General features: G+C 61.7%; 12 protein-coding genes and 1 pseudogene. 10 read left to right on the top strand and 3 right to left on the bottom strand.

Annotated elements, in window-relative coordinates; translation table 11 throughout:
- The first annotated feature begins 415 nt into the window (after nt 1–415).
- The 9 genes and pseudogenes from nrfA (at nt 416) to ACB035_RS14185 (ending at nt 9,522) form a co-directional block, all read left to right on the top strand.
- Nucleotides 416–1,852 (top strand): ammonia-forming nitrite reductase cytochrome c552 subunit, encoded by a 1,437-nt coding sequence (gene nrfA, locus ACB035_RS14225; RefSeq protein ID WP_371167515.1) that lies wholly within the window; start codon nt 416–418, stop codon nt 1,850–1,852.
- A gap of 51 nt (nt 1,853–1,903) precedes the next feature.
- A complete protein-coding gene (gene nrfB, locus ACB035_RS14220; protein WP_371167514.1) occupies nt 1,904–2,503 on the top strand; it encodes a cytochrome c nitrite reductase pentaheme subunit in 600 nt (199 codons plus the stop codon).
- Nucleotides 2,500–3,180: a cytochrome c nitrite reductase Fe-S protein gene (nrfC, locus tag ACB035_RS14215; RefSeq protein ID WP_159143807.1), complete on the top strand. Its 681-nt coding sequence runs from the start codon at nt 2,500–2,502 to the stop codon at nt 3,178–3,180. Before nrfB ends, nrfC begins: the two co-directional genes overlap by 4 nt.
- A gap of 87 nt (nt 3,181–3,267) precedes the next feature.
- Nucleotides 3,268–4,221 (top strand): cytochrome c nitrite reductase subunit NrfD, encoded by a 954-nt coding sequence (nrfD, locus tag ACB035_RS14210; protein ID WP_371167513.1) that lies wholly within the window; start codon nt 3,268–3,270, stop codon nt 4,219–4,221.
- Nucleotides 4,222–4,536: 315 nt separating this feature from the next.
- The gene (gene nrfE, locus ACB035_RS14205) at nt 4,537–6,504 is read left to right on the top strand and encodes a heme lyase NrfEFG subunit NrfE (protein ID WP_371167538.1); all 1,968 of its coding nucleotides are present in this window, start codon (nt 4,537–4,539) and stop codon (nt 6,502–6,504) included.
- The gene (locus ACB035_RS14200) at nt 6,501–7,091 is read left to right on the top strand and encodes a DsbE family thiol:disulfide interchange protein (RefSeq protein WP_371167512.1); all 591 of its coding nucleotides are present in this window, start codon (nt 6,501–6,503) and stop codon (nt 7,089–7,091) included. The genes nrfE and ACB035_RS14200 overlap by 4 nt, the downstream gene beginning before the upstream one ends.
- Nucleotides 7,088–8,293: a heme lyase NrfEFG subunit NrfF gene (gene nrfF, locus ACB035_RS14195; RefSeq protein WP_371167511.1), complete on the top strand. Its 1,206-nt coding sequence runs from the start codon at nt 7,088–7,090 to the stop codon at nt 8,291–8,293. Before ACB035_RS14200 ends, nrfF begins: the two co-directional genes overlap by 4 nt.
- Before the next feature lie 91 nt (nt 8,294–8,384).
- Complete coding sequence (locus tag ACB035_RS14190; RefSeq protein ID WP_371167510.1) at nt 8,385–9,014, top strand: DUF2268 domain-containing putative Zn-dependent protease; 630 nt, start codon at nt 8,385–8,387, stop codon at nt 9,012–9,014.
- A gap of 54 nt (nt 9,015–9,068) precedes the next feature.
- Nucleotides 9,069–9,522: pseudogene (locus tag ACB035_RS14185) on the top strand (NUDIX pyrophosphatase).
- Nucleotides 9,523–9,620: 98 nt separating this feature from the next.
- Here ACB035_RS14185 and phnX read toward each other — a convergent pair.
- From phnX to phnW, 3 genes are read right to left on the bottom strand one after another with little or no spacing between them, the layout of a single operon-like run.
- Nucleotides 9,621–10,460: a phosphonoacetaldehyde hydrolase gene (gene phnX, locus ACB035_RS14180; RefSeq protein WP_371167509.1), complete on the bottom strand. Its 840-nt coding sequence runs from the start codon at nt 10,458–10,460 to the stop codon at nt 9,621–9,623.
- Nucleotides 10,453–11,892, bottom strand: a complete 1,440-nt coding sequence (locus tag ACB035_RS14175; protein WP_371167508.1) for an aspartate aminotransferase family protein — start codon at nt 11,890–11,892, stop codon at nt 10,453–10,455. Before ACB035_RS14175 ends, phnX begins: the two co-directional genes overlap by 8 nt.
- The gene (gene phnW / locus ACB035_RS14170; protein WP_371167507.1) at nt 11,889–13,031 is read right to left on the bottom strand and encodes a 2-aminoethylphosphonate--pyruvate transaminase; all 1,143 of its coding nucleotides are present in this window, start codon (nt 13,029–13,031) and stop codon (nt 11,889–11,891) included. The genes ACB035_RS14175 and phnW overlap by 4 nt, the downstream gene beginning before the upstream one ends.
- Nucleotides 13,032–13,284: 253 nt before the next feature.
- On the opposite strand from phnW, the gene phnR reads away from it, so the two are divergent.
- Nucleotides 13,285–13,992, top strand: coding sequence for a phosphonate utilization transcriptional regulator PhnR (gene phnR / locus ACB035_RS14165; protein ID WP_167556589.1), 708 nt, complete (start codon nt 13,285–13,287; stop codon nt 13,990–13,992).
- Nucleotides 13,993–14,028 lie beyond the last annotated feature (36 nt).

Genomic DNA, 14,028 nt, shown 5'->3' with positions numbered 1-14,028 from the left:
AACACCGACAATTTGCATATTCAGTCAATTTTTTAGCATAAGTAATTGCCGGAATCTGTGAACAATACGGCAGCAATCAGGATCAGCAGCAAAAAGTGCCAGTACGTAGCTGTACCGTTCAAACTCCTGCCATCGAATGCTCGGCAGTTAACAACAAGTTGAGTTTCCATAAAATTTAATCCAGATCTCATTTCAGCGATCAATCCTGTGCACCAATTGATCTGGCACAACTCTCCCTCCGATAAATCATCATTAAATTTACCTATTTGTTAGGGTAACCCTCGAGCAATCATATATTGCGCGGTTTTATTCACCCGCAAGCGAATGTCTGCCCACCCCGCCCGACGGGGGGAAGATCCACACCAAGATGGAACGGGTCAGACGAGACCAAAACATTTATCTGGGAGTGATAAACGTGGGTTCACAACACAGGCATATCAAACTGGGCCTCGCCACCCTGCTGCTGACTACCAGCCTTGGCACCAGCGGCTGGGCACTGGCTGATGACGCAACCACCAAGGGCAAGATAGAGGCGCGCAGCGAGCTGTTCGCCAAGGATCACGCCGATCAGTTCACCAGCTGGCAAGCCACCAGCGAGAGCAAGGAGCGCACCGACGCGCTGGCGGAAGATCCCAATATGGTAGTGCTGTGGGGCGGTTACCCCTTCGCCAAGGATTACAACAAGCCGCGGGGCCACTTCTATGCGCTGACCGATGTGCGCGAAACCCTGCGTACCGGCGCCCCGAAAACAGCCGAAGATGGCCCCCTGCCCATGGCCTGCTGGAGCTGTAAAGGCCCGGACGTGGCCCGCGTCATCGACGAGAAGGGTGAAGATGGCTACTTCAAGGGGATGTGGGCCAAGGGTGGGCCGGAAGTAGTCAACACCATCGGCTGCGCCGACTGCCACGACACCGCCTCGAAGGAGTTCAAGGTGGGTAAACCTGCCCTGCACCTCTCCCGTCCCTATGCCGATCGGGCCATGACCGCCATCGGCAAGCCGTTCAAGGATCAGGGACGCTTTGATCAGCAGTCCCAGGTGTGCGGCCAGTGCCACGTGGAATACTACTTCAGCGGCCCCACCAAGGCGGTCAAATTCCCCTGGGACAAGGGCACCACGGTTGAGCAGATGGAGGCCTATTACGATGAAATCGGTTTTGCCGACTGGACTCATGCCCTCTCCAAAACCCCCATGCTGAAAGCCCAGCACCCCGAGTACGAAACCTGGCGCGCCGGCATTCACGGCCAGAACAACGTCGCCTGTGTCGATTGTCACATGCCCAAGGTGCAGAACGAGCAAGGCAAGGTCTACACCGATCACAAGGTGGGGAACCCCTTCGATCGTTTCGAGCAGACCTGCCGCAACTGCCACACCCAGAGCAAGGAGATGCTGCAAGGGATCGTCAAGCAGCGCAAAGAGGCGGTAATCGAAACCAAGCTGAAGGTCGAGAAGCAGCTGGTACACGCCCACTTTGAAGCCAAGGCGGCCTGGGATGCCGGCGCCACCGAGGCAGAGATGAAGGATATTCTGCAGGACATCCGTCACGCCCAGTGGCGCTGGGACTACGCCATCGCCTCCCACGGGGTGCAAATGCACGCCCCCGAAGTGGCCCTCAAGGTACTTGGCAGCGCGCTGGATAAAGCCGCTGACGCCCGCACCAAGCTGGCACGCCTGTTGGCCAGCAAGGGGATCAGCCACGAAATCGCCATCCCAGACATCTCCACCAAGGAGAAAGCGCAAGCGGCCCTTGGCATGGATATGAAGCAGTTCAACAGCGACAAGGCCCAGTTCCTCAAGACCACGGTCCCCGCCTGGGATGCCGAGGCCAAAGCGGCCGGACGGCTGGCACAGTAACGGCGCCTGCGGGCCCGGCCAGACCAGGCCCGCAGCGGATGGAGGCTTCCTATGGGTGATTTAACGATGGATTTTTTACGACTGATGCTGATGGCAGCCATGCTGCTCACCAGCCTGCAGGGTCAGGCGGCCGAGCCGGCAGCAGCCCCTGTTCCAGCTACACATGAGGTGGAATTTTTACGCAATCCCAACAAGGCCTGTACCGACTGTCACAAAGAGCAGAGCGAGGGAATGCACGGCAAGCATGGTCAGGCGACCAATCCCAACAACCTGGCGCCGGTCACCTGCACCAACTGCCACGGCCAGCCCTCCCCCCAGCACCGGGAAGGGGTCAAGGATGTGATGCGCTTCAGCCACAGCCTGAAGGATAAAGAGAGCATCAAGCTTTATCCCATCAGCGAGCAGAATGGAGTCTGCATGAGCTGCCACGAGCCCAAACCACTGCGCGAGGCGCTCTGGGCCCACGACGTGCACGCCACCAAGCTCACCTGCACCAGCTGCCACCAGTTGCATCCGGCCAAGGAGCCCATGGTGGGGATCCCGGAAAAATCCCGCATCAAGCTCTGCGTCGACTGCCACAGCAAGCAGCATGAGGCCAGCAAGGCCCGGCAGGAGCAGTCCAAACCGGCTACCGGCAAGGAGGCATCATGAGCTGCTCTCGCCGTGACTTTATGGCGGGCATGGGCGCGGGAGCCCTTATCATGATGACGGGGCCGACTCGTTCCCTTGCTACCCCCCTCGCCCACAGCCAGACCATCGACGGGATCCGTTATGGCATGATCTACGATGAGACGGCCTGCATCGGCTGCACCGCCTGCATGGACGCCTGCCGGGAGGTGAATCAGGTGCCACAAGGGGTCTCGCGTCTCGAGATCATCCGCTCAGGCCCGGTCGGTGAATATCCCGATGCCGAGTACCGCTTCTTTCGCAAGTCCTGCCAGCACTGCGACAACGCCCCCTGCGTCCACGTCTGCCCCACCGGCGCCTCCCATATCCGCAAGGAGGATGGCATCGTCGATGTCGACGCGGATCTCTGCGTCGGCTGCATGTATTGCCTGGCCGCCTGCCCCTATCAGGTGCGCTTTATCAACCCGGTCACCCGAGTGGCGGACAAATGCGACTTTTGCCGCAAGACCAACCTGGCGGCGGGCAAGGAGCCAGCCTGCGTGGAGTCCTGCCCCACCAAGGCGCTGGTGTTCGGTAATCTGGATGATCCGGACAGCCCCATCGCCAAACGGCTGGTGAAAGAGACCACCTATCGCTACAAGCAGGCACTCGGCACCTCGCCCAAGATGTACCGCGTGCCCAAAGGGGAGATAACGTCATGACCATGCAAGCGGCATTTCACTTCCCCTCGCTGGTGTGGGGATTTGCCCCATCGCCATCTACTGCTGTGACAGAGGGAGGAATGGATCATGTTGCATGACGCATTTCACTTCCCTTCACTTGTCTGGGACTGGCCCATCGCTATCTATCTGTTCCTGCTCGGCATCTCCGCCGGGGCCACCACCCTCTCGGTGCTGCTGCGCCGCAAGGGCGCCGGCAGCGAGAACGGCATCATCAAGGCAACCGCCATTCTGGCGCCAGCGAGCGTGATATTGGGGTTACTCATCCTCATCTTCCATCTGGCCCGCCCCTGGACCTTCTGGAAGCTGATGTTCCACTACCAGTTCGACTCAGTGATGTCGATGGGGGTCATGCTGTTTCAGCTCTATATGGCGGTGCTGTTCGCCTGGCTGGCGGTGGTGTTTCGCACCGAGATCGAGACAATGCGCAGCCGGTTGCTGAAAGAGAAGTTCGCTTTTGTGGATGGGTTGATTGGCTTGCTCGCCCGCATCGAACGGCTGCTGGCGCCGCTCTTGCTGCTGCTTGCCGTGCTGCTGGGGGCCTACACCGGCTTTCTGCTCTCGGCACTCAAGACCTATCCGCTCTTGAACAACCCGGTGCTGCCGGTGCTGTTTCTGGTCTCGGGCATCAGCTCCGGCATCGCCTCCACCATCTTGCTGGCGGTGATGCTCTTCAAGGAGAACCACCACAGCCAGGGGGTGAGCTTTGTGCATCGCTTCGAGCGGCCGGTACTGGCGGTGGAGGCGTTGCTGCTGGTCTGCTTCTTTACCGGCCTCTACTTCGGTGGCGGTCAGAAAGAGGTGGCCATGTGGGCCGCCATCGGCAGCGGCTTCTGGGCTCAGGTGTTCTGGGTCGGCGTGGTGGGGGTCGGCATGCTGCTGCCCCAGCTGCTGGCCCTGCTGACCCCGGCGCCCCTGCGGGAACGCAACGGCCATCTGGTGCTGGTCTGCAGCCTGACCCTGGTGGGGATCCTGCTGCTGCGCTACTTCGTGCTCTATGCCGGCCAGATGACGGTAGTTTAAAAACCGGTTCACGCTCCTGTTGCGAGGCCGTGATCAAGGCTCATGTGCTGCTCGGAATCCTCATGTATTCACATACACTCCGGTTCCTGCGCTGCTCTTTACCTTGCTGACGACCTCTCACGACGGATCGTGAACCGGTTATTGAAACTGGGGATAAGCGCCAGCCACCCTCGGGTGACTGGCGCTGGCTTGTTGCTGGCCCAATGAATTTCTGGTGATGCCACACCCGTTGCTTGGCAATGTTCTCCGCCAAAGGGAGACGACGCAGCGTGTGTGTCATGACATGAATGACATCAAAGATTGACTGGAGGTTATGTGCTGGCGGAGCTCGGCTATCTCTCACTGTTGCTGGCGGCGGCACTCTCCTTGCTCCAGGGCACACTGCCCTGGCTGGGATTACGGCTCGCCTCCCCGACCCTTCTGCGCTGCGCCACGCCGCTGGCGCTGATCAATGTCATCCTGCTATTGACCGCCCTGCTGCTGCTCGCCAGCTGCTTTGCCCAAGATGATTTCACCGTCAGCTATGTGGCCCAGCACGCCAACAGTGCCCTGCCGCTGGGCTTCAAGCTGGCGGCGGTATGGGGGGGCCATGAAGGCTCCATGCTCTTTTTCGTCTTTGCGTTGGGGCTGTGGGGCGCTCTGGTGGCCCTTTGCTCCAAGCGGGTCGATCCGCTGATCACAGCTCGAGTACTGGCCATCATGGGGCTGATCGTCGGGTTCTTCGGCCTCTATACCCTGATCTTCTCCAGCCCGTTTGACCGCCAATTCCCGGGGCCGCTGGAGGGGCGCGATCTCAACCCCATGCTGCAGGATATCGGCCTTATCATCCACCCGCCCCTGCTCTATCTCGGTTACGTCGGCTTTGCGGTCAACTTCGCCTTCGCCATGGCGGCGCTGCACTCGGGGCGGCTCGATGGCGCCGTGGCTCACTGGAGCCGCCCCTGGGCGCTCGGCTCCTGGGTATTTCTCACCGCCGGCATCGTGCTGGGCTCATGGTGGGCCTACTACGAGCTCGGCTGGGGCGGCTGGTGGTTCTGGGATCCGGTAGAAAACGCCTCCCTCTTGCCCTGGCTGCTGGGCACTGCCCTGCTGCACGCCCTGATTGTCTGCGAGAAGCGCGGCGCCTACGGCCACGCCGTGCTGTTACTCTCCATCTTCACCTTCGCCTTGAGCCTGCTCGGCACCTTCGTGGTGCGCTCCGGGGTACTCACCTCGGTGCACGCCTTTGCGGTGGACCCCAGCCGCGGCCTCACCCTCTTGTTGCTGCTCGGTTTGCTATTGACCTGCGCCCTCACCCTGTTTGCCCTGCGCGCAGACATTCGCGCCCCCTATGCCCGCTTTGGCTTGCTGTCAAAAGAGGGGCTGCTCGGCGCCGCCATCCTGCTGCTCTGCGTGGCCTGCGCCAGCGTGCTGCTCGGCACCTTCTACCCCATGGTGTTCCAGTCGCTTCATCTGGGCTCGCTCTCGGTGGGCGCCCCCTATTTCAATTCCATCTTCGTGCCGCTGGCCCTCTGCCTGATGGCGCTGATGACCCAGCTGCCGCGCCTGCGCTGGCAGCAGCTTGCGGCACATTCCCGACTAAACGCTCTGTTGCCGCCGCTGTTTGGCCTGCTTGGCGGCGGGCTCATTAGCCTTGCCTATCTGGAACAGGGATCGTTTTCCGGTAGCTGGATTGGCATCCTCGCCAATATGATGAGCCTCTGGCTGATGGCCAGTCTGTTACTCCCGCTCATGCAACCGACATTGCTGCGCGAGTTCACCCTCAATCGGTTTGGCAGCTCGCTGGCCCACCTCGGGGTGGCGGTGTGCGCCCTTGGCATCGCGCAGGTGAGTGACCACAGTCAGGAGGGGGGCACTGTGCTAAGTGCCAACCAGCCCTACCAGCTCGGCGCGTTCGAGTTTCGTTATGAGAGGCGCGAGCCGGTGATCGGCCCCAACTATACCGCCGAGCGCGTCACGCTTAGCGTGCATAAAGACGGTAAAGAGGTGGCGCGGCTGACGCCGGAGCGGCGCCACTACAGCGTGCGCACCATGAACATGAACGAGCCGGGCATCGCGTGGGGAATGCTCGGCGATCTCTACGTGGTGCTGGGTGAGAAGATGGGGCCAGATGCCTATGCCATGCGGCTGCACTACAAGCCGCTGGTGCGCTGGATCTGGCTCGGCGGCCTGTTGATGATGGCGGGCGGCACCCTACGCCTGATCGCACGTCGCCCCTTGCTTGCCTCCCGTTCCGTTGCGGTTAGCGCCTCCCATCCCCGGCTCGAACAGGAGGCGTTATGAGATCCCGCCTGCGTCTCTTTCTTCCCTTGCTGCTGACCCTGAGCCTCGGCGCCCTGCTTTGGCTCGGCCTTGGCAACAATCCCTACAGCCAGGATGAGGCGACGCTCGGGCGTACCCTGCCTGCGTGGCAGAGCAACAATCTGCTGGACGGGAGCCAGATCCAGACCACCAGCCTCAGGGGCGAGCCCTTTGTGCTTAACGTCTGGGCCAGCTGGTGCACCAACTGCCGCGCCGAGCATCCGCTGCTCAACGAGCTCGCGGCAACAGTGCCCCTCTACGGTCTCAACTACCGGGACAAGGGGGATGCGGCCCGCGCCTGGCTTATCCAGGCGGGCAACCCCTATCGCGCCGTGCTGGCCGACCCTGACGGCAAACTGGCGCTGGAGCTCGGCGTCTACGGCACGCCTGAGACCTATCTGTTTGATGCCGATGGTGCCCTGCTCGCCCGCCATACCGGCGAGCTTACCAAAGGGATCTGGCAACGGCAGTTTGCTCCCCTGCTCGACCAGGCGCGAACGGACGCACAGATAAAGGCCGCCACTACTGCACCAGCTATTGCAATATCAGCTCGGGAGACACAGCCATGATGTGCCGTTCTCTTGCCTGCGCCCTGCTGGCCCTCGGCATGCTGCTGAGTGCAACTGCATATTCCAGCGGGGTCGATACCTATCAATTTCGCCACCCCGAGCTGCAAAACCGCGCTCAGGAATTGGCCCGCGCCCTGCGCTGCCCCCAGTGCCAGAACCAGAATCTGGTAGAGTCCAACTCCCCCATCGCGCGGGATCTGCGGCTAGAGGTCTACCGCTGGGTGGACGAGGGGCAGTCTGATGAGCAGGTGATCGCCCGCATGACGGAGCGCTTCGGCGATTTCGTCCGCTACGATCCCCCCTTCAAGGCCAGCACGGCGCTGCTGTGGGGCGGCCCCCCGCTGCTGTTGGGGCTGGCACTGTTGACCCTGTTTCGCCGCCTGACGCGCACAAAGGCGCAAGCCATCCCTGTCGTTAGAGCAATGATTGAACCCATTCATCAACCTGCGGCCGATCCCCGCAGCGAATTGAATTGGCTGATCATGCATGGGGAGCAGGCAGGCCTCTCCCCCGACCAACCACTCTACAGGGAGCTGAGCGCCGCCCGCCTGGCCAACGCCATCCCGGCGGCTGAGCTGGCCCTGCGCGCGCAACTGGCCAGCCAGCGTGACAATCGCGGCCGCAATAACCAGCACGGGCGGGCCTTGTTGCTGCTTGGCATCATGGCCATCGCGTCCGTTGCCACTGTGTATTTCAGCAGCGGCCGCTATCAGGCATGGCAGGATTATGCATCCCGTCCCGATCCGCTGGCGGGGTTGAGCCCGCGGGATCTGCAGGACAAGGAGCTGGGGAGTCTGCATCAGAAGCTTCAGCGCAGCCCCGCCGATCTCGACAGCTGGGCGGCGCTCGGCCAGCTCTATCTCTATCGGGGTGAATATGACAACGCCCTGCTCGCCTACCAGCGTCTCGCTCTGTTGGAGGGGGGCGCTAGCGCAGCGACTCAAGCCGCGCAAGCCACCGTGCTCTACTATCAGGCGGGCCAGCAGCTGACTCCCGAGGCAACCCGCCTGCTGGAGAGTGCCTTCAAGCAAGATGCGGGGGAAGTGAGCGCCCTGATGCTGCTTGCCTCCGATCACTTCCTGCATGGCCGCTACAGGCAGGCCATTGCCCTGTGGCAGCAACTGCTCGATGGCGAGCGCCCTCGCATCAATCGGGCCGCGCTGATCGAGGCGATCCAGACGGCAAGCATAATGGGCGGGTAACCCCTTGATTGAAGGAGGGTAATCGTGGTGATATGGCGCCGCGACCACGCAAGTGGTTCAGCACTCTCTTTCAATAGACAAGGATGTCTGGATGCAACTCACCCTGTTAAACGACTCGGGCAAATTCGATAGGCTCGATGACACCATTAGGCATGTCTTTGCCGAGACGGCGCACAAATTGAATGCCTTGTTCGATCTCTCCCAACTGGATGTCACCTTCAGCCCTTTTGCCGAGGGGGATGCTCCCGACTCGGGTATCGGTGGCTGGGCCATCAACATGTATCGGATAGAACTCCAGCTTGATCTGGAACGGCCTGATATCAAAGAGGTGATCATCACCGAATTGCCTGCCGTGCTGGCCCACGAAGTCCACCATATCGTGCAAAAGAAGAACAAGGTGGAAGCAGAAACACTGGCCGAAAACCTGATTTTTGAAGGGCTGGCCTGCTACTTTGAGCAGAGGTTCAATGGCGGCACACTCCCCTCGCTGTTCAAGGAGTCTCATCACCATGACTGGCAATCGCTCCTGGCAGAGATGACGCCCCATCTATCCAGCAAGCAGTTCAACTATTTAGACTTTTTCTACTGCCGTGATAACCGGCCATTTCCCAAATATGCCGGTTACTGGGTGGGGTTCAATCTGGTGGCCAACTATCTGGCCAAAAATGGCCTGAATGAAATAGAGGTCATGGGCCTGCCCGCCGAGGCGTATTTCAATTAACACGCCTTCACACTGTTCGTGGCTATCACAGAGCCCAAACCCGGAGAGAAGATCATGATCCCCATTCGCTGCAAGGCCGTCTCTGGCGTTGCCCTTACCACTGTCGATGGCGAAACAAAATTGCTGGTGATGAAACGGGTCAAGGGGGGCTTCTGGTGTCATGTGGCGGGCACGGTGGAGGCGGGTGAAACCGGCTGGCAGACCATTATTCGGGAGTTTGGCGAAGAGACGGGGATCAGGGTCACCGAACTCTACAACGGCCAGTATCTGGAGCAGTTCTACGAGGCGTAGCCTGAATACGATAGAGGTGGTGCCGGTCTTTGTGGTCTATTGCCCGCCCAATCAGGCGGTGACCCTCAACGACGAGCACACCGAATATCGCTGGTGTTCTCTGGCCGAGGCCAAGGCGCTGGTGAGTTTCCCCGGCCAGAAGGCGCTCTACGACCATATCTGGCACCACTTTGTCGACAACGCCCCCTCTCCCCTGATGCGGGTCGATATCCGCTGACCGCGCACGGCTTCCCCCTGTAAATGCAACACGCCCCCGGATGGGGGCGTGTTGTATCTAAAGCCAGCCAAGCGCTTTTGTTAGACCAAGCAGATGGCCTACGGCCGCTCGCCAGCGGCCAGACGGCGGTTGATATCGGCGATAACCGGGGCGATGTCGGCCAGGGTATCAATCACATAGTGCGCCCCCGCCGCCCGCAGTTTGGCCTCGGCCGGTGCGCGCCGGGCGGCGATCTCCGCCTCGCTCATGGCGGCAAACTCTTCCCAAGTGGCACCAAATTCGTTGCCGGAAACCGACAATCCCACCGTCCACATGCCCGCGTTCAACCCTTCGCTGATACCCGGCACGGCGTCATCCACCTTGATGCAGCGATGCACGGCGCTTATTCCCAGCTCAATCACGTTGGCCAGCGCCATCCAGGGGCCGGGGCGACCACCAGCCTTGAGGTCATCGGTGGCGACCCAGTGATCCGGGCGATAGCCGTGATCGGACGCCGCAGGTACCAGCGCCTCCATCACAGGACGAGGATAACCGGAGCAGGAGCCGATTTTCATCCCCTGCACCCGCAGAGCGTCCAGCACCGGCAGCACACCGGGGATGGGGGCGGCAAAGCGGGTCACGGCGGCAATCTGCAGCGGCATAAAGGTGTGATAAATGTGGTCCACCTCGGCGTGGCTCATGGGGTGGCCAAAGCGGGCCTGCCAGCGCGCATCCACCGAGGGCAGACGGCCCAGCGCGGCGATATGATCCCACTTGCCAAGGCCCATGGGCTGGCGTGCTTCGTCCAGGGTCACAGCAAAGTCATAGGCGCGGGCGAAGGCCTCGACGAAGATGGAGGTGGGGGCGAAGGAGCCGAAATCAACGACGGTGCCGGCCCAGTCGAGGATCAGCGCCTCCACGTCGGTGGTCGGGTGGATGGCAGTCTGCAAGTTAGTCATGGTGATGTTCCTGTTTCGGTGAAAGTGCGATCTCGCCGAGAGCGCGATCGAGAATGGTGATGGCGCGCACCAGATCGGCGCGGGTGATATTGAGCGGTGGCGAGAGCTGAATAACGTTCCCTTGGGAGACCTTGAAGCTGAGCCCCAGCTCCAAACAGCGGTAGAGCAGCCGCTCGGCGGCCTGGCTGTTGCGGGTGCGACTCTGGTGATCGACCACCAGATCGAGCGCCCAAAGCATACCGATACCGCGCACCTGCCCGATCAGCGGGTGACGTTCGGCCAACTTGCCGAACTCGGCCGCCATAAAACGGCCATCCTCCTGCGCTTTTGCCAACAATCCAGCTTCGCGGATTGTCTCTATAGTGGCGAGGGCCGCCGCACAGCCGATAGGGCTCTTCTCGTGGGTGTAGTGACCGAGCGAAATAGCTGCGGCCTGATTGAAACGGTCGCGGGTGATGAGCGCTGCAAACGGTACCACCCCGCCCCCCAGCCCCTTGCCCAGACAGATGATGTCGGGTTCGATGCCGAACTCTTCAAAGCTGAACCAGTGGCCGGTGCGGCCCAAAGCATTCGGGATCTCGTCGACGATCAACAGCACCTTGTGGCGATCACAGATCTCCCGCACCCGCTGCCAGTAGGCCTTCGAGGGCACCTGCACATCGGTGTTGCGGATGGGCTCGGCGATAAAGGCGCCGATCCCTCCCTCCTTCTCGATGACGTACTCCAGATAATCGGCGTAGTGCAGGTCATCACCCTCCCCGCGGTACCAGACACCGCGATAACGGGTGGGCGGCGGGATGCGCTCCACTCCGGCCATCAGCGGGCCCATACCGGCGCGAAAACAGGCCTCGCCGCCGACCGAGATGGCATCGAGGGAGGCGCCGTGAAAGGCATCCCACAGGGATACCACCTTGCTGTTGCCGGTGATAAAACGGGCGAGCTTCAGGGCAATCCCCACCACCTCGCTGCCGCCGGGGGCGAACAGTACCCGGTTGAGATCGCCGGGAGCCAGTTCAGCCAGGGTGCGGGCACAATCGATGGCAACCTGATGGGTGTAGCGGCGGGGCGCAAACGGCAGATCGGCGAGTTGCTGCTGCACCGCGGCCACCACCCTGGGGTGGCCGTGGCCCAGCTGATGGACGCTGTTGCCGTGAAAATCGAGGTAACGCTTGCCCGATACGCTGGTCAACCAGCTCCCCTGCGCCCCCTCGATCAAATCCAGACAGGGGGTGGAGAGTGCCTGATGGAGGAAGTAGCGGCTATCCTCCGCCAATCCCGCCTGCACCGCCTCGCTCTGGTCAGCCCACCAACGCGCCCGCCCCTCGCCAAGGTTGATATCCCCTTCGCTATCGGCGCGGCCGCTGCCGTGCAGCTTATGGTCATGCAAATCGCGGCCACGCAGATCACGACCCTGAGCCAGCATGCTGGTCATCGCGCGTCCCCTTGCCAGTAGCAGGCGCTGGCCATGGCGGCGAGCAGATCGCGCACCCGCTCCGGGGTCACATCGCCGATATTGCCGATACGGAAGCAGTCTGCTTGGGAGACCTTGCCCGGATAGATGACAAAGCCCTGCGCCTTGAGCCGCAGGTAGAAGTCGGCGAAGCGGTAATCAGGGTGGGTCGGAGAGTAGAAGGCGGTGATGATGGGAGATTGCCACTGTTCTGGCAGCAGCGGCGCAAAGCCGAGGGCAGCCATCCCCGCCACCAGCGTGCGCTGATTTTCGCTGTAGCGCTGATGACGGACTTCAATGCCCCCCTCCTCGTCCAGCTCACGCAGGGCCTGGGCAAAGGCGAGCACGGTATGGGTGGGCGAGGTAAAGCGCCACTTGCCCCCCTGCTGCTCCATGGTCTGCCACTGGGCATGCAGGTCGAGGGAGACCGAGCGGGCGCTCCCGGCACAGGCCGCCAACGCGGCGCGGCGAGCGATAACGAAGCCAAAACCCGGTACCCCCTGAATGCACTTGTTGGCCGAGCTGATAAGAAACTCGATGCCAAGGCGCCCCATGTCGATGGGGATACCGCCAAAGCTGCTCATGGCATCGACGATCAGGCGAATGCCGCGGCGCTGGCAGAGCGCAGCCACCTCCTCAAGGGGGTTGAGCATGCCGGTGGTGGTCTCGCAATGCACCATGGCCAGATGGGTGATCTCGGGGTGGCGCGCCAGCATCGCCTCGATGGCGGCGGGCTCCGGGCGGGTGGTCTCGCCGCAGTCCAGCTCATGGTGACGCAGGCCAAGGCAGCGGGCCATCTCCCCCATGCGGGCACCGTAGGCGCCGTTGTTGATGATCAGCAGACACTCATCGACGCCTATCGCCGAGCCCAGCACGCTCTCCACCACATAGCTGCCGCTCCCCTGCAGCAGCACGGCGCTGTAGTCGCTTTGATATTCCGGGCCAGTGGCGAGGCGCACCAGCTCGCGGCGGATGGGCTCCACCACCCCCTGGTTGTAGTCCGCATCCCAGGTGCAGCTGTCTTGCAGCATGGCGGCGCGCACCGTGGCGGTGGTCGAGAGGGGGCCCGGGGTCAGCAGCAGGTAATCGACGGCGGCGGGGGCCGCAGGAATATGGGTCATGACTTCACTCCTTTTGGTATATACCAGAATGAGCGCATTGTGGGTAACTGCCCCGCCAAGGTCAAAGGGGTGGGGCTACGTGCAACAAAAAATTCATTTTCAGCGCCAGGATCGCGATAATCTAGGAAGCCTGAACAGCAGGGGCGATGCTGGTATCTACCAACGCATGTTGATGTTGCCGTGTAACGATCGGGCAGATGACCTGCCCTGTGCCCAGCCCATTGCACAACTTATTGCAAAACCAGGGATTTTCATGAGCAAACCGCAATATCTGCAGATCAAGGATGCCCTCGCCAACCAGATCCTGGCGGGGGGTCTGGCCCCCAACGACAAGCTCCCCTCCGAGCGGCTGCTGGGGGAACTCTATGGCACCACCCGGGTTACCATCCGCGAGGCACTGGTGCAGCTGGAGGCGAACGGCCTTATCTATCGGGAGGATCGCCGCGGCTGGTTCGTCACCCCGCCGCGCTTTCGCTTGAACCCCAGACGCACCTCCAACTTTCACCAGATAGTGCGGGAGCAAGGGGGTGAGCCGCGTACCAAGCTGCTGGAGAAAAGCCGCCAGGCGGTGCCGCCCGCGTTGATAGCGCAACTGCAGCTCAAACCGTTCGACAGCCTGTTTCTGCTAAAACGGCTGCGCTACGCCAACGGGCGCGCCATCTGCTACTGCGAGAACCACTGCCTGCCAGAGCGGGTGCCCGGCCTGCTGGAGCTGGATCTCAACGGCAGTCTGACCGAGATCTACCAGGCCCATTACGATCTCCACTACGCCCGCATGCAGGTGCGCTTTTTTCCCACCGCCCTGCCGGATGAGGTGGCCAAGGCGCTGGGGGCCACCGCCGGTCTGCCCGCCCTGCGTCTCGAGCGACTCAACTTCGATCAGCACGGCCGGGTGCTCGACTTCGATCTGGAGTACTGGCGCCACGACAGCCTGGAGATCGAAGTGGATACCCAGGATTAGTCACGGATAAATCAGGAACGGCAAAACGTCACGGGG

The sequence above is a fragment of the Aeromonas sp. S12(2024) genome, from assembly GCF_041402305.1.
GTDB lineage: Bacteria > Pseudomonadota > Gammaproteobacteria > Enterobacterales > Aeromonadaceae > Aeromonas > Aeromonas veronii.
This window is presented reverse-complemented; position numbering and strand designations above follow the sequence as displayed.